15 protein-coding genes are annotated in these 20,165 nt (G+C 42.2%); 8 read left to right on the top strand and 7 right to left on the bottom strand.

Annotation, left to right across the window (positions count from 1 at the left end; genetic code table 11):
• The first annotated feature begins 56 nt into the window (after positions 1 to 56).
• From sbcD to QS795_RS03010, 4 genes are all read left to right on the top strand, one after another.
• Positions 57 to 1,271: an exonuclease subunit SbcD gene (gene sbcD, locus QS795_RS03025; protein WP_286272109.1), complete on the top strand. Its 1,215-nt coding sequence runs from the start codon at positions 57 to 59 to the stop codon at positions 1,269 to 1,271.
• Positions 1,272 to 1,273: 2 nt separating this feature from the next.
• Positions 1,274 to 4,957, top strand: coding sequence for an AAA family ATPase (locus QS795_RS03020; RefSeq protein ID WP_286272107.1), 3,684 nt, complete (start codon positions 1,274 to 1,276; stop codon positions 4,955 to 4,957).
• Positions 4,958 to 5,173: 216 nt separating this feature from the next.
• Positions 5,174 to 5,773, top strand: a complete 600-nt coding sequence (locus QS795_RS03015) for a nitroreductase family protein (protein WP_036953792.1) — start codon at positions 5,174 to 5,176, stop codon at positions 5,771 to 5,773.
• A 453-nt stretch (positions 5,774 to 6,226) separates the two neighbouring features.
• Positions 6,227 to 6,400, top strand: coding sequence for a hypothetical protein (locus QS795_RS03010; RefSeq protein WP_286272168.1), 174 nt, complete (start codon positions 6,227 to 6,229; stop codon positions 6,398 to 6,400).
• Here QS795_RS03010 and QS795_RS03005 read toward each other — a convergent pair.
• From QS795_RS03005 to mak, 3 genes are all read right to left on the bottom strand, one after another.
• A protein-coding gene (locus tag QS795_RS03005; RefSeq protein ID WP_166685554.1) for an IS3 family transposase occupies positions 6,393 to 7,561 on the bottom strand; the annotation gives its coding sequence in 2 pieces (ribosomal slippage) (positions 6,393 to 7,312 and positions 7,312 to 7,561; 1,170 coding nt in all). The genes QS795_RS03010 and QS795_RS03005 overlap by 8 nt on opposite strands.
• A gap of 485 nt (positions 7,562 to 8,046) precedes the next feature.
• Positions 8,047 to 9,996 (bottom strand): bifunctional 2',3'-cyclic-nucleotide 2'-phosphodiesterase/3'-nucleotidase, encoded by a 1,950-nt coding sequence (locus QS795_RS03000; RefSeq protein WP_181478013.1) that lies wholly within the window; start codon positions 9,994 to 9,996, stop codon positions 8,047 to 8,049.
• Between the two features lie 630 nt (positions 9,997 to 10,626).
• Positions 10,627 to 11,532 (bottom strand): fructokinase, encoded by a 906-nt coding sequence (gene mak, locus QS795_RS02995; RefSeq protein WP_286272452.1) that lies wholly within the window; start codon positions 11,530 to 11,532, stop codon positions 10,627 to 10,629.
• Between the two features lie 175 nt (positions 11,533 to 11,707).
• On the opposite strand from mak, the gene rdgC reads away from it, so the two are divergent.
• On the top strand, positions 11,708 to 12,613 hold the full coding sequence (gene rdgC / locus QS795_RS02990) for a recombination-associated protein RdgC (protein ID WP_132496167.1): 906 nt from the start codon (positions 11,708 to 11,710) through the stop codon (positions 12,611 to 12,613).
• Positions 12,614 to 12,849: 236 nt separating this feature from the next.
• The gene (locus QS795_RS02985) at positions 12,850 to 13,359 is read left to right on the top strand and encodes a GNAT family N-acetyltransferase (RefSeq protein ID WP_154602759.1); all 510 of its coding nucleotides are present in this window, start codon (positions 12,850 to 12,852) and stop codon (positions 13,357 to 13,359) included.
• A 205-nt stretch (positions 13,360 to 13,564) separates the two neighbouring features.
• Here the strand turns inward: QS795_RS02985 and yedF are convergent, their stop codons facing one another.
• The 4 genes from yedF to exbB all read right to left on the bottom strand — a co-directional run bounded on the left by yedF (position 13,565) and on the right by exbB (position 17,767).
• Positions 13,565 to 13,804: a sulfurtransferase-like selenium metabolism protein YedF gene (gene yedF / locus QS795_RS02980; protein ID WP_006657165.1), complete on the bottom strand. Its 240-nt coding sequence runs from the start codon at positions 13,802 to 13,804 to the stop codon at positions 13,565 to 13,567.
• Positions 13,801 to 15,015 (bottom strand): selenium metabolism membrane protein YedE/FdhT, encoded by a 1,215-nt coding sequence (gene yedE / locus QS795_RS02975; protein WP_154602760.1) that lies wholly within the window; start codon positions 15,013 to 15,015, stop codon positions 13,801 to 13,803. Before yedE ends, yedF begins: the two co-directional genes overlap by 4 nt.
• 1,373 nt (positions 15,016 to 16,388) lie before the next feature.
• Positions 16,389 to 16,820: a TonB system transport protein ExbD gene (gene exbD / locus QS795_RS02970; protein ID WP_036950331.1), complete on the bottom strand. Its 432-nt coding sequence runs from the start codon at positions 16,818 to 16,820 to the stop codon at positions 16,389 to 16,391.
• Between the two features lie 5 nt (positions 16,821 to 16,825).
• Positions 16,826 to 17,767 (bottom strand): tonB-system energizer ExbB, encoded by a 942-nt coding sequence (exbB, locus tag QS795_RS02965; protein WP_154602761.1) that lies wholly within the window; start codon positions 17,765 to 17,767, stop codon positions 16,826 to 16,828.
• A gap of 363 nt (positions 17,768 to 18,130) precedes the next feature.
• Between exbB and metC the strand changes: the two genes are divergently transcribed.
• Both metC and QS795_RS02955 read left to right on the top strand, forming a co-directional pair.
• On the top strand, positions 18,131 to 19,315 hold the full coding sequence (gene metC, locus QS795_RS02960) for a cystathionine beta-lyase (RefSeq protein WP_286272456.1): 1,185 nt from the start codon (positions 18,131 to 18,133) through the stop codon (positions 19,313 to 19,315).
• Positions 19,316 to 19,452: 137 nt separating this feature from the next.
• The gene (locus QS795_RS02955; RefSeq protein ID WP_154602763.1) at positions 19,453 to 20,127 is read left to right on the top strand and encodes a DedA family protein; all 675 of its coding nucleotides are present in this window, start codon (positions 19,453 to 19,455) and stop codon (positions 20,125 to 20,127) included.
• Positions 20,128 to 20,165 lie beyond the last annotated feature (38 nt).

Raw genomic sequence — 20,165 nt, 5'->3', positions numbered from 1 at the left:
AAAGCATCAGAATATTAATATAGTAAAAGCGTCATAATCACAGGAACCGCTAGCTCATGCGCATCATCCACACTTCAGACTGGCATTTAGGTCAGTATTTTTTCACTAAAAACCGATCTGCTGAACACCAACACTTTTTGCGTTGGTTAATAGAGCAAGTCAATCAGTACCAAGTGGATGCCCTGATTGTGGCTGGCGATGTTTTTGATACTGGCGCACCGCCAAGTTATGCGCGCGAACTCTACAACCAGTTTATTGTTGATTTGCAAAAAACAGGCTGCCAATTAGTTATCTTGAGTGGAAACCATGATTCTGTCTCTGTTTTGAATGAATCCAGCGCGTTATTACGTTATTTAAATACTCACGTCATCACATCAAACAGCGAATCCCCTGTCATCACATTGAAAGATAAGCAAGGGAACCCAAATGGGTTAGTGTGCGCAATCCCCTTTTTACGGCCACGAGATATCCAAGTCAGTATTGCGGGGCAAAGCAGTGAAGAAAAACAACTTTCATTACAAAATGCCATTCGTGAACACTACCAAAGCTGTTACCAAAAAGCCGTTGAGCAACGTACTGAGCAGGGCTTAGATATCCCGATTATTGCCACGGGGCATTTGACCGTCGTCGGTGCAGAACTGACAGATTCCGTGCGTGAAATTTATATCGGCACATTGGATGCCTTTCCTTCTGGTGCGTTCCCACCTGCTGATTATATTGCGCTCGGACATATCCATCGGCCTCAACTGATTGGTGGACAAGCACATATTCGCTACAGCGGCTCTCCGATTGCACTCAGTTTTGACGAATCACAACAACAAAAAAGTGTCTGCTTAGTGGAGTTTAATCAGCACCAATTTACCAATGCCACTTTGCTGCCAATTCCCGTTTTCCAGCCGCTATTGAGTTTAAAAGGCTCGTTGAAAGAACTGCAAAAACAATTAATGGACTTACCTGTCCAAGAAAATGAGCGCCCTATTTGGTTAGATATTGAAGTCGCCACCCAAGACTACCTTGGTGATATCCAGCAACGTATTGAGGCGCTCACCCAAGAACTCCCTGTCGAAGTTGTTCGCCTACGCCGAGCTCGACGGGCACAAACAGGTCAAAACCTCACTCCGCAGAATGAAACATTAAGTGAACTGACTGCCGAAGAAGTTTTTACCCGACGACTTACCGAAGAGTCACTGGAAGACAAAGCGTTAGAGCAGCGTTTATTGCAGCTGTTCAAGCAATCCTACGCCAACTTGCGCAATGAGCAGGGAGAATAACTTTGAAAATCTTAAGCTTACGCCTGAAAAACATTAACTCCCTAAAAGGTGAATGGAAGATTGATTTCACAGAAGAGCCTTTTGCCAGTAATGGATTATTTGCTATCACAGGCGCAACTGGCGCGGGGAAAACCACCTTATTGGATGCTATCTGCCTTGCGCTTTACCACCAGACTCCACGGTTAGGGGCAATATCAAAAAGCAAAAATGAGTTGATGACCCGCCATACTGGCGAATGTTTAGCTGAAGTGGAGTTTGAAGTTAAAGGCATCGCTTATCGCGCATTTTGGAGTCAACGCCGGGCAAACAATAAACCCGATGGTAACCTGCAAGATGCAAAAGCAGAGCTGGCAACCGTCGCTGATGGGCAGATCATCGCAGAAAAAATCAGTGAAGTGCGTGAAAAAATTGTGCAAATCACCGGGCTAGATTTTGGGCGTTTCACAAAATCCATTTTGCTCTCTCAAGGGGATTTTGCAGCCTTTTTAAATGCCACCGAAAAAGAGCGTGCCGATTTACTAGAAGAAATCACTGGCACCGAAATTTACAGCCAGATTTCGGTGTATATTTTTAACCAACATAAACAAGCTAAAACCGATCTCGATATTCTTCGAGCGCAAGCGGGCAGCATTAACTTACTTACTGAATCAGAGCATCAAGAACTCGTTGAAAAACAGCAACAATATTTAGCGCAAGAACAGCAACTGAGCCAGAATAAAAACCGCCATCAACAAGCGCTAACATGGCACCAGCAACATCAACAATTAGTGCAAAATACCCAGCGATTACAGATTGCACAGCAGCAAGCTTTACAGCAATATCAAGCCTCAGAAGCCAGCTTACATAAGCTGGAACAAAGCGCCCCAGCAGAAGCGCTACGTCCTGATTGGCTGGCCGTGCAAAACTTGCAAACTCAACTCGATGAACAGACCCAAAAGCAGCAGCGCACCACATTACTTTTAGAAGACGCTCAAAAGCAGCGCTTGCCATTGGTTGCCCAATACACTCAAGCTCAGTCGGAACAAAATCAATATAAAGAGTGGGTACAAAAAACCACGGCAATGATCGATAACGAAGTACGACCACTCGACAATTTACTCGCACAACTTAACCAGCAAAAAAACCAATTAGCCGAGCAAATAAATCAGCTAAATGGCGAATATTTGCAGAAAAAATCCAGTGTAGAAAGTACCCAGCAGAAAATTCTTCATGCCAATAATGAGTTGAATACAACCCAGTTATTTCTACAAAAACATCAAAATGATGCTCAGATTGTCGCGCAGCTCGGAAGCTGGCAACAGCAAGGAAAATTTATTTATGAACTTACAGAGCGCCTAAACCAAAGCCAGAAAAAACAGCAAGTTATCAACCTTGAATGGCAAACCCTACAACAGGTTCAGCAGCAAAAATCCAAAGAATCTCAACAGGCTCAAAGCCATTTAGAAGGGCAGCATTCTCGCTTTAATCTGCTCGAAAAGCAGTTTCAGGAATATAAACAAAAGTACAATATCGAAGAAATTAAGGCTGCGATTTCACAGCGACAAGAGCGTTTGCAGCATGTGAAAATATTACCTGTTTTACTGACTCAACATGAAGAAAAACAGCTGCAATTACATTCACAAACACAGTTACAAAACCAACTCGGCGAATCTATCAACCGATTAGAGCAACAGGTTGCCATTACGCAAGATAGAGTGACTCAGCTCCTGCCTCAACGACAAATTTTAGAGCAAAAACTTCAGCTAGAACAAAAAATTGTCAGCTTAGAACATGAACGCCAACTGCTCATTGAAGGAGATCCATGCCCGCTTTGTGGCTCGTTGGAGCACCCTGCTTTAGCATCATATCAAGCCGTTATGCCCAATGAGACTCAGCAACAACTGGCTACGCTGATGACTCAAATGGAGACCGAAAAACAAAAGCTCACTGAGCAGCAAGCCTTATTGCAAGCAGACAAACGCCGCCAGCAAGATAACGAATTGGCTCAAAAGCAACTACAAGAGCAGTTCAATAACCTGAACAATCAATGGATAAAGGCATGTGAGCAAGCACATATCCCTGAACTAGCCAAAACCACGTCAGCGGTAGAGCAATCCCTCGTTGAATTACAAGAAGAGCTTACCGCTCAGCAAGCCATCATCAACGAATTTGCACAGTTAGAGCGTCAGTACCAAGAGGCTAAAAACCAATATTATGAACAGCAAACTCAAGCCAAACAGCTATTTTCAGAGCTGTCTCTTCTTGATGAGAAACTAAAGCATCACTCCCAACAATTAGAAGAAAACCAAGCTGAACAGCAATCTTTGCAGCAACGCTTTGAGCAACAAGCACAGCAGCTTACAGACTCGCTGGCTCCATTTAATCTCACCCTGCCAAGCCAAGCGCAATTTACCACTTGGCTACAAGAGATTGAACAACGCGGGCAATATTATGAAGCGCAAAAAGCAACCTTCCTGCAAATCACGAAAAATGTTGAAGTTGATACGGCAACGCTCGCAGCTGAAACAGCGAATGCTCAGCAATTAGCTCAGCAGCTTTCTGCTCAGCATCAGCAATTAGAGCAATTAAATCAGCAAATTGAACAAAAAAATACGCAACGCCAGAATCTGTTAGAAGGCCAAACTGTTGCTATTTATGTTCAAAAAATGCAAGAAAAACAAGCTCAATACACACATCAAGTTGATACGCTTTCAGAGCAAATTAGCGCAATAGATAAAAATATTGCCGCACTCAATGGGAGTGCTCAAGAACTTGATCACCAATTGAAGCAACTAAGCCAACGACAGTTAGCCGCTCACGCTCAGTTTGTTGCTGCACTCAGTAGCAGCCCTTTCTCGACTCAAGAGCAATTCCTTAATGCCTTACTACCTACCGAAGAGAAAATTGAGCTGGAGCAGCTTAAACAGCGAGTAACTCAACAGCGGCTGGAAGCGGAAACTCGCTACCAAGAAAGCCTGTCAGCAATGGCAAATCATGAGCAACAGCATTTAGTGGAGTTTGCTGAGTTTTCAGTGGAACAAATTCAGCAAACCCTCGAACAATTAGAGAGCCAAATCAAGATATTGAACCAGCAACAAGGTCAAATCATTAACCAGCTTGAGCGAGATCAGCAACAGCGTCACCAACAGCGCGAGTTATTGAATAAAATTGAACAGAGCCAATTAAGCTACGATGATTGGAGTTATCTCAATACCTTAATTGGATCCGCTGAAGGGGATAAATTCCGTCGCTATGCTCAAGGGCTAACCCTAGACTGTTTAGTCTCACTCGCGAACCAACAACTCGATAAATTGCATGGTCGCTACTTACTGCAACGCAGTCATTTAGCCAACCTCGAATTGCAGGTTATTGATGGTTGGCAAGGGGATAGCATTCGCGATACGAAAACCCTTTCAGGAGGGGAAAGTTTTTTAGTCAGTCTCGCGCTAGCCCTTGCACTCTCTGACATGGTGAGCCATCGCACGCAATTGGAATCACTCTTTTTAGATGAAGGTTTTGGTACGCTAGACGCTGAAACTTTAGACATCGCCCTAGATGCATTAGAAAGCCTAAATGCATCAGGAAAAACCATTGGTGTGATTAGCCATGTGGAAGCGATGAAAGAACGAATTCCTGTACAAATTGCGGTGAAAAAAACTAACGGACTCGGCTTTAGTGAACTTCCAAGTCACTATCGTGTTAGTTAACTGAACAGGGTTAAAAATCAAAATAACCCAATGAATTTATTATACTTTTATAACAACATGCAAAAATTTGAACATTAAGGTTAAATTTTTTTTCTATGATTTGGTTGGGATACCTTTATAGTTATTCACATCGAAACAATTTACTTCGAAACAAGTTACGGCTTCTGAGGTTGTTCAATAAATTGCCGTGCTCTAAACAAAAGCAAGGGGACAAACATGTCTAACGCATTTATCGAAATGATTAAAAATCGTCGCACTATTTATAACTTAGGCGATTCATTACCAATCTCGGAAGAGAAAGTGGCTGGGCTTATCAAAGAAGCGGTTAAGCACTCCCCATCAGCATTTAACTCACAAACTTCACGTATTGTGGTGTTATTTGGTGCAGAACATAAAAAACTGTGGAATATCACCAAAGAAGCGTTACGTGCTATCGTTCCTGAAGCTGCTTTTGCTGGAACAGAACAAAAAATTAATAGCTTTGCAGCAGGTGCTGGTACCGTTCTTTTCTTTGAAGATAAAAATGTCGTCACTGGTTTACAAGAACAATTCCCACTCTATGCAGATAACTTCCCTATCTGGTCAGAACAAGCGAGCGGTATGGCGCAACTGGCAGTATGGACAACATTATCTCAGGAAAATGTAGGTGCATCATTACAGCACTACAACCCATTAATTGATAATCAAGTTCAACAAGAGTGGGATATCCCAGCAAATTGGATTTTACGCGCTCAAATGGTATTTGGTTCAATTGAGCAACCTGCTGGTGATAAAGACTTTATGGACGACGACGTTCGTTTCAAAGTATTTAAATAATTCATCACTGAACGTTATTATCTTTATAGCCTCTGCAAATGTTTGCAGGGGCTTCATTTTATTTATTCACTCAAATCATTATATATTTAAATATATAACAAATCTGAATTTCATTAAATTCTTAACAATACAAAAATCTCTCCTATCACAAATTACCCCAGCATAAAACAGTCTCTTAATTATTATTCAAAATCGCCGACCACTTATTCAAAAATAATATTTCATTTTTATATATTGGTCGCAATTTTATAAAAAACAGCTTTTTTTAATCACTTATATAAAACTGAAAAATAACCTTAATTTGATTGACATCAATATGTTATATCCTCAGGGTAATAGTATTTACTTATAGACTAAACTTTTATTTTTGCATTATCGGTATTTGAACTACACTAAAAATAAGAGCACAGAAGCAGTATTGGATGGTGGTCAGTGTTATTAAGGGGGTGGACTATGAAACGTTTATCTTTATTAACTACTGTAGTGGCAATCTTCATTTCGAGTTGTTCTTTTGCAAGTAATATCAACCCATCTTCAGGAGGTACAGTTTCATTTGGTGGTTATATCTATGAGCCTCAGTGTGAAGTGGATATTTCACAAAAAACTCACGTTGTAGTGGTCAACTAAAATTGGCCACGGTTTTAGAGTTTTTCCGGTATTGGTTTTCTGATTCGTTTGGTGGTAATCCACCGTTATATTCATGCGGCCTGACTTCGCTGTAATACCCGACGATATAATCCGTTATTGCATGGGCTGCTTCACTGAAGCTGATGTAGCCGGTCACCGGCACCCACTCATTTTTCAGACTTCTGAAGAAGCGCTCCATCGGGCTGTTATCCCAGCAGTTACCACGCCTACTCATACTTTGTTTTATCCGGTATCGCCACAGTAACTGTCGGAACTGCCTGCTTGTATAGTGGCTACCCTGATCACTGTGGAACATGAGCCCGGATGGCTTATTTCGTATTTCCCATGCCATTTTCAGCGCTTTGGTTGTCAGTTTGCTGTCCGGAGAAAATGACATTGCCCAGCCCACGGGTTTCCTTGCGAACAGGTCGAGTACAACGGCCAGGTATGCCCAGCGTTTACCGGTCCAGATATACGTTACGTCGCCGCACCATACCTGATTGGGCTCTGTCACTGCGAACTGTCGCTCAAGGTGGTTCGGGATAGCAATGTGTTCATGACCGCCACGTTTATACCGGTGAACAGGCTGCTGACAGCTCACCAGCCCCATCTCCTTCATTAGCCGTCCGGCAAGCCATCGTCCCATCCGGAAGCCCCTGTGTGTTGCCATTACAGCGATACTTCTTGCACCTGCTGAGCCATGACTGAGGCCGTGCAGCTCCTGAACCTGACTACGTAATACGGCTCTCCTGCCGTCCGGATTGTCAGGCCGGTTTTCCCGGTATCTATAGCTGCTGCGGTGAACTCCGAACACGCAGCAAAGAGTGGCCACAGGATAATGCGCTCTGAGTTTCCCGATCACCGAGACCTGTTCAGGGAGTCTGACATCAAGAGCGCGGTAGCCTTTTTTAATATTTCGTTTTCCATTTCAATACGTTGAATTTTTTTCTTCAGCTCACGTATCTCAATTTGTTCCGGCGTGATAGGGGATGCTTTCGGTGTTTTGCCTGCCCGTTCGTCCCGTAATTGCTTTACCCACCGCGTCAAGGTGGAAAGCCCGACATTCATGGCTTTCGCGGCATCTGCAACTGTATAGTTCTGATCCACAACCAGCTGGGCTGATTCACGTCTGAATTCTGCACTGAAATTTCGTTTTTTCATTAAGGCACCTGTGTTGTTCTGAGGTGAGCATATCACCTCTGTTCAGGTGGCCAAATTTATTAAACCACTACACGTAAATATTGATTGTTATCGTAATGGTAAAACAGTCACCGCTTCAGGTTCATTGCAAAATGGTAAAAAAGTGGAATCCGAGTATGTCAAAGTTGAATATGACAAATACAGTAAATTACCTATGTTAAACGTGACTTATGAATAAGTTAATTGAAGATGTAATAAGCATAATATTTCGGGGAGCTGCCATTTACTCTTAAGTTTAAACTCCCCGAATTTTATTTCTGTATTAATCCGCTTTTGCTGGCACATTGCCAATCAGCTATTTTCGATACCTCGGTACCTCGTTCCTTTATGACACTCTCCCTAATTATTTTTTTCACATAAATGTCATCACACATACATTTCTTTCTATGAAAAAAAAGCCTGACACAAGTGGCAGGCTTTCGGTTATCAATATTTTATGACTGCTATTACTTAGCGGTTAAATCAACTTGGTAAATAGCAAAACCGATATCGTCAGTACCCACTTTTTTCATTGGATATTGAGCATGTTGCTGAATAAACTCGGCGGCTTTTTCACTTGGTGAAGTTTCAAAGCGTACATCGAGTTTTTTATCGGTTTTAATTGGCGTGAAGGACCAGTTATTATCCGCCTTCGAAACCACTTCGCCTTTCTCTTTAGACACTTTAGCAATATACGCCGCTAAAATTGCACGGTTTTCATCTGGCGAAGCAAACGCAATATGCGCATCACCAGTACCTGCAAATTTACCGCCGTAACCACGATAGTTATTAGTCGCGATTAAGAATGCCGCTTTAGGATCGATTGGTTTGCCTTGGTAAGTCACATTTTTGATACGATTAGCATCTTTATTGACCACTTGGCAATCGGTGTCATATTTAGCTGGCTGAGTCAGGTCAATCTGGTAATTGACACCGCTAATGGTGTCAAAGTTATAGGTTCTGAAACCATCCCAGTTGATTAGGCTTTGTGGTTTAGTTGATTGTGCATCGATTTGGTTGAACATGCCCGCAGAGCACTCTAACCATTCAACCACATCCGCACCTGTTGCTTTTACTACCACTAAGGTATTTGGATAGAGATATAAGTCAGCCGCATTACGGAAAGTTAAATCCCCTTTTTCCACTTCAACAAACTCAGAAGGCGCATTTTTACGTCCACCAGCTTTGAATGGTGCCGCTGCCGCTAATACTGGTAGGTCAGCTAAGTCTGGGTCACCTTGGATAAAGTTACGGGTGTAATCCATCTGAGCATCATTCACAATCTGAACCGTTGGATCGCTTTGAACTAATGCCAAGTAGCTGTACATGTTTTCAGAGGCTTTACCAATCAGTTTACCCACGAAATCACGGGTACCTTGATGCTGCTCTTGGATGATTTTCACAAGCGATTCATCGCGCTCAACCAGTGCTTTCTTGTTGGCTTTATCATAAACAGGGCGGGCATGGGCTTGAGCTTCAACCACTTTCCAATCGCCGCTGTCATTGTTAACCACCAAATCAACCACGCCTAAATGGTCGCCCCATTGCCCAGGCATAACTGCTGGAATACCGTTGACGGTACCTTTTGCCACATCGACGCCTTTAATATCGGCAAATTCTTTGCTTGGGAACACACCGTGTGAGTGACCAAACATAATGGCGTTGATGCCCGGCACTTCGCTGAGATAGTAAACCGAGTTTTCTGCCATCGCTTTGTATGGCTCTTGTGAGAATCCTGAGTGAGGAATTGCCACAATCAGGTCAGCGCCCTCTTTTTTCATTTGTGGCACAAACTTTTTAGCAGTTTCAGTGATGTCATTCACCTTCACTTTGCCTTCTAAGTTTGGTTTATCCCAAATCATGATTTGTGGCGGAACAAAGCCGATATAACCGACTTTAATGGTGTGCGTTTTGCCATCACGGTCTTTTACCGGAGTATCAACGATGATGTACGGTTTGAAATAGTTTTCACCCGTTTTAGCATCAACGATATTGGCGTTGACGTAAGGGAATTTCGCGCCTGCAATGGCTTGTTTCAGGTAATCTAAACCAAAGTTGAACTCGTGGTTACCAAAGTTACCGACGGTGTAGCCCATGGTGTTCATTAAGCTATGAGCAGGGTGAGATTCCCCTTCTTTCAAGCCTTTGTTGGCCATATAGTCAGCCAGTGGACTACCTTGGATTAAGTCACCGTTATCCACCAGGATAGCGTTGGTGGCTTCATTTTTCGCAGCTTTGATTAATGTCGCAGTACGTACCAGTCCAAATTGTTCAGTAGATTTGTCTTTGTAGTAGTCGAAGTCAATGAGGTTGCTGTGTACATCGGATGTTTCCATAACACGCAAGTCAACTGTGGCAGCGTTGGCATTAAATGCCACCAGCAGTGCCAAAGATGAAAGTTTTAGAGCCTTTTTCACGTTAAATCCCCTTTGTTGCCTTTTGAGAGAATGCCTCTCATAAAGTCCAGATTCATTTCATGGTTATTGGTCAAAAACCCAACCATACCCGAAATAGAGTCTGTCACTGTGTGTTGGATATCAAGTTTTAATGATAATGCCTGCAAACAGTAACCATTTTTTGTGACTAAATCACGGTTTTAGTCCATTTATGAATCCCGACTTTTATATAGCTCACAAAAATAGATTTATCCGATAAAAATCACCGCTATTATTTGAGTTATCGACAAAAGCCACTATTAACTATTGCTCTAAATAATTCGCGTTGTGGCAAGGCGGCAAGTGAAACTAGTCCCTAGGAGCATACATTAGTATGTGACTAGGGCTAGTAAGCATAGCCAACGCAGCTACGACGTGAAGTATGACGAGCAAGGCGGCAAATGAAGCTAGACCCTAGAAGCATACACGAGTATGTGACTAGGGTTAGCGAGCGAAGCCAACGCAGCTACGGCGTGAAGTATGACGAGCAATCTTCATTCATGCTCAAACTAATTTACCTCATGACTAGGCAGCCAACGAGCTAGACCCTAGGAGCATACATAAGTATGTGACTAGGGCTAGAGAGAGCAGCTAACAACGTCATGGGGCAAATTAGGAAGAGCATAGCCAGGCCGCACCTCGCACCCCACTCGAATCCCCATGCTCCGCCTTCCGAATTGACGTATCAAACTCTCTACCAAACACCCATTGGCGAATCTTTTCTGGCAGATTTTCATAGAGTTCATCGACATTGCTCATTCCACCCCCTAACACTATGACGTCTGGGTCTAGCATGTTGACGGCTTGTGCTAATGCTTTTGCTAGGCGATTTTGGTAATGTTCAAAGGCTTTTATCGCGTGTTTATTGCCATTTTTTGCTAATTGAATAATTTCGGTGCCTGTTTTAGATTCTCCGGCCAGTTTTTTATAATCCGCCATAAAACCGGTACCGGAAACAAATTGCTCAGTACAGCCAGTCAGTCCGCAATAACATTTTTCGTCTGCCAGAAATAGCCGGTCTTGGTCATCTTGCCATGGTAAAGGGTTGTGTCCCCACTCACCTGCTACGCCATTTCCACCAGAATGAACTTGCCCATTGATGGCTATTCCCGCACCGCAACCCGTTCCGATGATCACGGCAAACACCACTTTGGCCCCTGCCCCTGCGCCATCGACGGCTTCTGAAACGGCAAGGCAATTGGCATCATTCGCCATTTTGACAGGGCGACCTAAACATTCAGCGAGATCTTTATCGAATGGTTGTCCGTTTAACCATGTGGAATTGGCATTTTTCACTTTTCCCGTCACTGGAGAAAGTGTTCCGGGTATCCCTAACCCCACACTCCCGACTTGCCCTGTTGCGGTTTCTGCCTCATCAACTAAATGCTTAATTGCATCAAGAGTGCCTTGATAATCGCCTCTCGGCGTTGGCATACGCTGACGAAATAGAATATTGCCGCCATCATCCAGCGCGACCACTTCAATTTTTGTACCGCCTAAATCAATCCCTATTCTCATAATGGCACTCGCTTATTATCGATTTTTCATTTAATTGCCTGCTTACATTATTAGACGACCTTTATAGAAAGTAAAACCCGCAAAATGGCGGGCATTTTTTTTCGCTTAATAACGGACAATTCGCTATCATGTCCGCCTTGCTAAACATGTTTTTAATGACAAAGGTAGGTTTTTCATGTGGTTCAAGAATATATTGGTCTATCGCCTGAATCGGGATTTGGCACTCTCCGCGGATGATCTGGAAAGACAACTTGCGCCGCTAGCTTATACCCCTTGTGGAAGCCAAGACATGATGAAAACGGGCTGGGTTCCGCCAATGCGTGGGGCAGATGCACTTACCCATGCTGCAAATAATCAAATTCTTATTTGTGCCAAGAAAGAAGATAAGATGCTGCCATCCCCCGTGATCAAGCAAGCATTACAAGAGAAAATTGAAAAATTAGAAGCAGACCAAGGTCGCCAACTGAAAAAAACGGAAAAAGCCTCGCTAAAAGATGAAGTGGTTCATGACTTACTTCCGCGCGCATTCAGTAAATTCAGTAAAACCTACATTTGGATTGATACCGTTAATCAACTGATTATAGTCGATGCTGCTAGTGCTAAACGCGCTGAAGATAATTTAGCGTTATTACGCAAAAGCTTAGGCTCGCTTCCTGTTGTTCCCTTGACCTTTAAAGACCCGATTGAATTAACGCTGACTGAATGGGTACGTTCTGGCGCATTACCTCAAGGTTTTGCTGCTATGGATGAAGCGGAGCTAAAAGCGATTTTAGAAGAAGGCGGGATCATCCGTTGTAAGAAACAAGACTTAATTTCTGATGAAATTGCCACCCATATTGAAGCTGGAAAATTAGTGACGAAATTATCGTTAGATTGGGAAGAGCGCGTTCAGTTTATGCTGTCAGATGACGGCTCCCTGAAGAAACTAAAATTCAGTGAAAAACTAAAAGAGCAAAATGACGATATCCCTAAAGAAGATTTCGCTCAGAAATTTGATGCTGATTATATTCTGATGACAGGCGAACTCAGCGCCTTAATCGCCCGCCTAATTGATGTTCTGGGCGGCGAAGCCGAACATTAATATTATTTAGCTTTTTATCCTGACTTCACGATGGCAACAGGCATTTACGCAAGTTGCCATTTTCTTTTTAGACCCCGCTTGCATAGCCACAATTAAGTCATTGACTGCCTACCCGATCTCTGGTTGATTAAATTACATCCATGTAACAAATCAGTAGCAATTTTGATTATTCAATAATAACAACTCAAGCAGCTTCCTCGTGAAGCTTTGGTCAATATTCGAGCGAAGGAATGGTTATGATAGAGTTCATCGAGCCAGAAGTGGATGAAAATTCCGTTGTCTCCTTGCAGAAGGTAACAGCTGAAAACTTTTCGGAAATTTGTTTGCTGAGCCATACACTCAGTGAAGCACAACGTAGCATGGTGGCAGATAATGCCTATTCCATGGTTGAGGCACAATTCTCTGACTGTGCTTGGTACCGAGGCATTTATGCGGATGATATCCCTGTAGGATTCATTATGCTGCATTCCGGGCTAGATGATGATGAGCTTGAATACGATGGCATTATGCTATGGCGATTTATGATAGCCGAGCCCTACCAAAAATTAGGATTTGGGCGTGAAGCATTAATTCAAGTGATCCGTTACTTGAAAAAGAAAGGTTACCCACGGCTGTATAATAGTTGTGGTGAAGGGGAAGAGAGCCCATTTGAGTTTTACCAGAAACTTGGCTTTATTCCGACTGGCGGTTATATCGATGACGAGTGTGAATTAGTGCTAGATCTTGCTAACTGGCAGGATGAGTAACCGAACTATCACCTATAACAATCAGTTGTAATTTCACGACTGATTGGTAGCTTTAATATTTTAGGGTATCACTGAAATACGCTAAATAGTTTGTGCTGTCGCAAGGCGGCAAATGCGTTAGACCCTAGGAGCATACACAAGTATGTGACTAGAGCTAAACGCATGAAGCCAACACCGCGACAGTGCAAAATATGACGCGTATTTGTTATTTCTGAATTAAATAACGAATAGTCGGCCCATCCTGCTGAATATCCAACACTTTATAACCATAATTTTTTGCATCTAAAGGGATATTATTGATAGATTGTGGGCAATCGCTCACCACTTCTAATATCTCTCCAGGTTTTAACGATGGCATCGCTTCTAACGTCGCAACCGCAGGATACGGGCAAGGTTCGCCCACCATATCTAATCGATAATCTGGTACTATTTCTTTATGGCTCATGCGGCCTCCATGGATGTATTCGCCAGTTTTTGGGCTCGTTTACGGAAGAAATATTTTTCCCATACCAGCATCAAAATAAATGCAATAGCTAATAAAACATATGTGACGAGCAAGCCACCTTGCGGACCAAATGTCTCGAGCAAGTTCACTTTGTCAAAGTCTGTAGCTAACCATGGGCCTAAATCATCCCAGTAATACGCAAGGATAGTCGCACCGATAATATTACCGAAACCAACCCACCAGTAATGAACTTGACCTTCAACGGCACGGTACATCCAGCCAGTTTCACAGCCACCAGCTAAGACAATACCAAATCCGAACAGTAACCCACCAATCACAGCATTTGGGCCTGCCCACATAATCTTAGGTGTCGCGCCCAATTGCACATAACTGAAAATACCAATCGCACTAACCGCCATACCAATGATAATCGCTTTCGCCATATGAGTACGACCCGTGATCCATAAATCACGAAACGCTGAAGTAAAACAAATTTGGGCGCGTTCAATCAGTAAACCAAAACCAATCCCACATAAGATAGCAAAGCCCATGACTGGCGCATCCAGCAGAGTATAAAAGCCCCACGCAAGCGCGACAGCAAAGATAGCCATGCCTAACTTAAAGCGTTTTTTAGCTGTATTCGGATTTTGAGTTAATGGCGATGCTGTTGAGACTTTTTTCAATTTTACCGCGATACGGAACATCGGCAGCAGGGTGAATTTGGCACCAAAGTAGGAGCCGACGGCAGTCGCTACAGCAAAGAACCAAGCGTGTAACGAGAATTGAGGGATACCCGTAAAGAATGCGGCTAAGTTACATCCCATGGCGAGACGAGCGCCAAATCCAGCTATAATCCCGCCGAGGATGGCTTGAAAAATTCGAACCCGATGCTGCGGCATACGAATTTTCACATTATTTGCCCAAAGTGCCGCAGCAAAACAGCCAGCAAACATACCGATAATCATCACACCATCAATTCGATCAAGTGGCGAACCTTGAAAACCAATAACTTTGAAATAGCCCCATTCTTCTGGATGCGCACCAAATAGCTGCATGATATGCCCACCCCAGCGGGTAAATTCACCGGTTACAGCCCAAAAAGTGCCCGTTAAACCAAAATAATAAGTCGATAAGATACCTGCCGCAATCACCGCAGGTAACGGTTTCCAAAAACCGATGAGATAGTGAGATTTAAACTCAGACCAAGTCATTTTTACTTCCAGAATGATTCAAGCCAGCACCTGGCAAAGAATTTCGCCGTTGTATGATGTGTTGCTACATGATGTATTGCTACATGATATATAGCTAAATGCCCCACAGCGAAGAGGTGCACATCATACTCTGATACTTTTTATCATTAAATAATAAATTATGAATATTCTCAGAAAGATTGATTTAGCCACATGCTTCATCACACAGCATATCGTCTATTCTTTACATAAATTCTGATGGCACAGTTGATGCTTAAAAGATAAATAAACATACAAAAAAAACGCCATCATAATGATGGCGCATGGAAGTATAGTCTTATCTTATTTATAGAGGAGTATAATATGAAATATTTTTATTACATCATTTTGCTGTGTGTCGTCTAAAGTCAGCCCATTTGACTTCAGTAATAACATTCGAACTTACATCTAACAACTAAACATCGTACACTCGAGTATGATTGATTATATTTATTTTTAATATAAAGCCTAATCAAGTATCAACTAGTACTTTATTTATTCCCTAGCATTAGTAAATTGAAAAATAAAAAACTCGAGATGAAAAGTTATTAAAAAGTATTTCTAAATGTTATTGGCTGCATTATAGCGCTCATGAAATGTTGCGCAAGTGTTTTTTTATTTTATTTAAGGATTATTAATGGATGGTAAAAAACACATTAAATAACAACAAATTAGACTTAAAATTACCAATAAAAACATCAGTTTGGTATTTATAACAGTAATTACATATTTATATTTCATTATTCAAGTACATTTAAAATAATTTTATTAATAACACTTATATTAATAAAATTACCTAGCTTATTTACTCGCTTTTTTTATCATTTCAATTAGAGTTAAATGTATTAATAATTTTTATTATTCTCTCTTTTTGTCTGAACTTCATCTAACAGCTTAACTCTGCTGTTATTTTGAACGATGATATCACCTTTATTCATGATTATTCTAATAATCAGCAAGTTCCATAGTAACCCACACCAAATACTCCAAAATGAATACTCTCAATTGGAGTATTTGGTGAAATTACTCTGTATGTGAATAATCCCGTACAATATGGATGGTTTATTTTCAATTAACCTTATCAAGCCTTTTTTAAAAGTGATTTTATGTGAGCAGAATTTAAAATTACTCTAACTTAAATAAAATCAGAAGAAATTCCGAATAAAATTAAACCTTTTGTTTGTGAAACTATAAAGAGAGAGCATTTTTTTAGCAAAAATGTTGCAAGAATATGCAAAAGATAGGGTGTATAAAAATTGATAGGCATAAAAAAATGCGTTTTATCTCAAAGCATCAACGTGAAAATATCACCCGAGATACAGAGATAAAACGCATTATTACGTGAAACAACTTAGCTATTTAGCGTTAGCTGCTGTTGCTTCCATTCCGACTAAGCCAATCTTAAGATATCCCGATTGACGCAATGCATTCATTACATCCATCATCGTTTCATAATCCACACTTTTATCCGCTTGGAAGAAAATTGTGGTTTCTTTATTGGTGTTTGTCGCTTGATCAAGAGTTGAACCTAATTGTTCTTTACTGACCGCTTGCTCGCCGATGAATAGCTGACTATCTGATTTCACAGTTAAGAATACTGGCTTTTCTGGTCGAGGCTGAGGCTTCGCAGTGGAAGCAGGTAAGTCGACTTTAATATCAACGGTAGCCAATGGCGCTGCAACCATAAAGATAATCAGCAGAACCAACATAACATCGATAAACGGTGTTACGTTGATCTCATGCATTTCACCGCTATCGTCTTGTTCGTCACCTAAACGCATTGCCATAATAATTACCTTGCTTTGCTGTTTGCCAGATCGAGGTCACGCCCCAGTAACAACGCTGCTTGTGCAGCAACATCACCCACTTGACCACGATAGTTGTTGATCATACGAGCAAAAATATTATAGATAACCACCGCAGGAATCGCGGCGATAAGACCGATTGCCGTTGCCAGCAGCGCTTCTGCGATCCCTGGAGCAACAACCGCTAAGTTTGTGGTTTGAGAGTGAGCAATACCAATGAAGCTGTTCATGATCCCCCACACGGTACCGAATAGACCGACAAATGGAGAAATCGCACCAATTGTTGCTAAATAACCATTTCCACGTCCCATATAACGGCTGATTGCAGCAACCGCTCTTTCTAAACGGAAACCTGTACGGTCTTTAATACCAGCAAGATCTTGGCTGTTCGCCGAAAGCGCTCTTTCTGTTGTCGCTTCAGCTAATAACATGCGCGTAATGCTACCCGCTTTAAACCCTTCCGCGATAGATACCGCTTCATCAAGAGATTTTACTTCTGCAATTGCTTTTGCTTCATCTTTTAAACGACGACGTGCAATTAAAATCTCACTTCCTTTGGATAAGAATAGCGCCCATGTAATCACAGATGCGAGTAACAGACCAATCATCACCGTTTTTACAACAACATCTGCGTTTTGGTACATACCCCAAACCGATAAATCCTGATCAAAACCGCCACCGTGAGCTTCAGTCGCAATCTCAACATTTTCAGTCACTACCGTATTTGTCACGACAGATTCCGGTGTTGCTGCTGGAGTTGTCGTTGCAGGAGTCGCAGTCACTTCCGTTGTGGAAGGTGTATTTGCAGGAGCTGCTGTTGAACCTTGGTTAGCTACTGGTGTAGTAGGTGTGACAGCGGGTGTTGTTTCTGCGGATGCCGTGCCCATTAAGCCGATCGCCAATAGAATAGAAGCTGTTAATTTACGCATCAGTTGGCCTTTACTCTCTTATTTTGTGTTGTATAAAAAAATTTATATCGATGATTGTGCCATTCATCGACTAACCATTAAAAGCGAAATTTGATTCACGCATTCATCTCTTTTCGTCAAGATGTCAGATAATATCAAACACACCACGAATTGATAGTAATTATCATTAGTATTCGCAATTTTTTGTCGCTCATCAATATTACCCTCATAATGTGATTGCAAGACAACACGATTTACGACTTGATAATGAAGAAAATTCAGCTAACCACTTTTGTTCTTGCTCTGGTAGACCAAAATCATTTAACGTCAGGTGATAACTTAGCCAATCATTTGATTTTCTATCGGTAAATAAGGGATAGCTCAATGGCAAACATAAAACCAGAAACCCAGCTCGTGCATCTTGGTAGAAACCCTAAATTCACTCAAAAAGGGGTAAACCCTGTCATTCAGCGCACCTCTTCCGTGATTTTTGATTCGGTAGAAGATAAAAAGCACGCGGTACGCAATCGTGCGAATGGCGTATTAATGTATGGTCGCCGAGGCACACAGACCCATTTTGCTTTCCAAGAAGCGATGACCGAATTGGAGTGTGGGGCTGGTTGTGTTCTTTATCCTTCAGGTGCCGCTGCAATCACTAATGCCATTATGTCGTTTATTAGCGCGGGGGATCATATTCTGGTCACAGGGTCTGCCTATGATCCGACACAAAACTTCTGCGACAAAATTCTCACTAATTTGAATGTTGAAACGAATTATTTCGACCCATTGATTGGTGCCAAAATTGCCGATTTAATTCGTTCAAATACGAAAATTGTCTTTTTGGAATCACCAGGTTCTATCACCATGGAAGTGCACGACCTGCCCGCTATCGTAAAAGCCATTCGCCAAAAATCCCCAGAAATCATTATCATGATCGATAATACATGGGCTGCGGGAGTCTTACTTAAACCTCTTTTATTTGATGTGGATGTCTCTATTCAATCCGCGACAAAATACATTAATGGCCATTCGGATGGCATGTTAGGGGTCGCTGTTGCCAACCAACGCTGCATCGAAACCCTGCGAGAAAACTCCTATTTATTGGGGCAAACCGCCGATCCTGATACCGTTTACATGGCAGGTAGAGGGCTTCACACCCTACCAACCCGCCTCAAACAACATGAAGCAAACAGTTTAACCGTCGCAAACTGGTTAGCGGAGCACCTCGCTGTGGCACGTGTTTTTCACCCTGCACTTCCAAGCCACCCTGGGCATGAATTTTTTAAACGCGACTTTAGTGGCTGCAACGGTTTGTTTTCATTTCAATTAAATTCGCGGTTATCCCCTAAACAGTTCAGTGATTTTCTTGACCACTTTAGCCATTTTAAAATGGGGTATTCATGGGGCGGGTTTGAATCGCTGATTCTTGGTTATCAAACCGAAGATTTACTCAGTATGCGCCAATACGATTATCAACCTGATAATGGGTCATTTTTCCGTCTACATGTCGGTTTAGAGCATCCGCAAGATCTCATTGATGATTTACAACGCGCCTTCACTCGTATTTAAGCACCAACATTTCCTCCTTACTATTAGGCAGTTAATCACTGCCTTTTAGATAATTACCCAAACAAATCAAACTAGGCTGAAATTTTTCCTGTAATATAGAGCCCAATAATTCGCTTTATGCAGATACAGGAACGATTATGGAAGTCATACGCGAAATCGTACTGGCACTTTGGCACCACGATTTTATGAAGCTCGCCAACCCAGAAGTTCTCTGGGTCATTTACACCGTACTCTTTGTGGTGATTGTATTAGAAAATGGCGTGCTCCCTGCCGCATTTTTACCCGGTGATACCCTTTTACTACTTTCTGGCGCACTGATTGCCAAGGGTGTTTTGCACTTTGTCCCCACAATCTTGCTGCTGGCGACGGCTGCGAGTTTAGGCTGCTGGCTTGGATTTGTTCAAGGACGTTGGTTAAGCGAAACGAAGATAGTTAAACGCTGGCTTTCTCAACTCCCTGAGGAATATCATAAAAAAGCCAATGATATGTTTAACCGCCAAGGTTTATATGCATTATTAATCGGACGCTTTCTGGCATTCGTAAGAACACTACTGCCATTGTTAGCGGGATTATCCGATTTAAGCCATCGCCGTTTCCAGTTATTCAACTGGCTTAGCGGGTTATTGTGGGTCGGTATTATTGTGACTTTGGGCTATGCCGTTAACCAAATTCCTTTCGTTAAAGAGCATGAACAAGTCGTGATCACCGCACTGATGATCATCCCTGTTGTACTGTTGGTCAGTGGTTTGATTGGTTCCATTATTGTTTACTGGAAACACCGTAAAGCCTTAAAAGGCAGTAAAGAAAGCTAATTTTCTCTCAAAGCTAACGCGACCAATACACATTTACG

The sequence above is a fragment of the Providencia zhijiangensis genome (assembly GCF_030315915.2).
In the GTDB taxonomy this organism is placed as follows: domain Bacteria; phylum Pseudomonadota; class Gammaproteobacteria; order Enterobacterales; family Enterobacteriaceae; genus Providencia; species Providencia zhijiangensis.
Note: the sequence above shows the minus strand (reverse complement) of the source record. Positions and strands in the feature narration are given on the sequence as shown.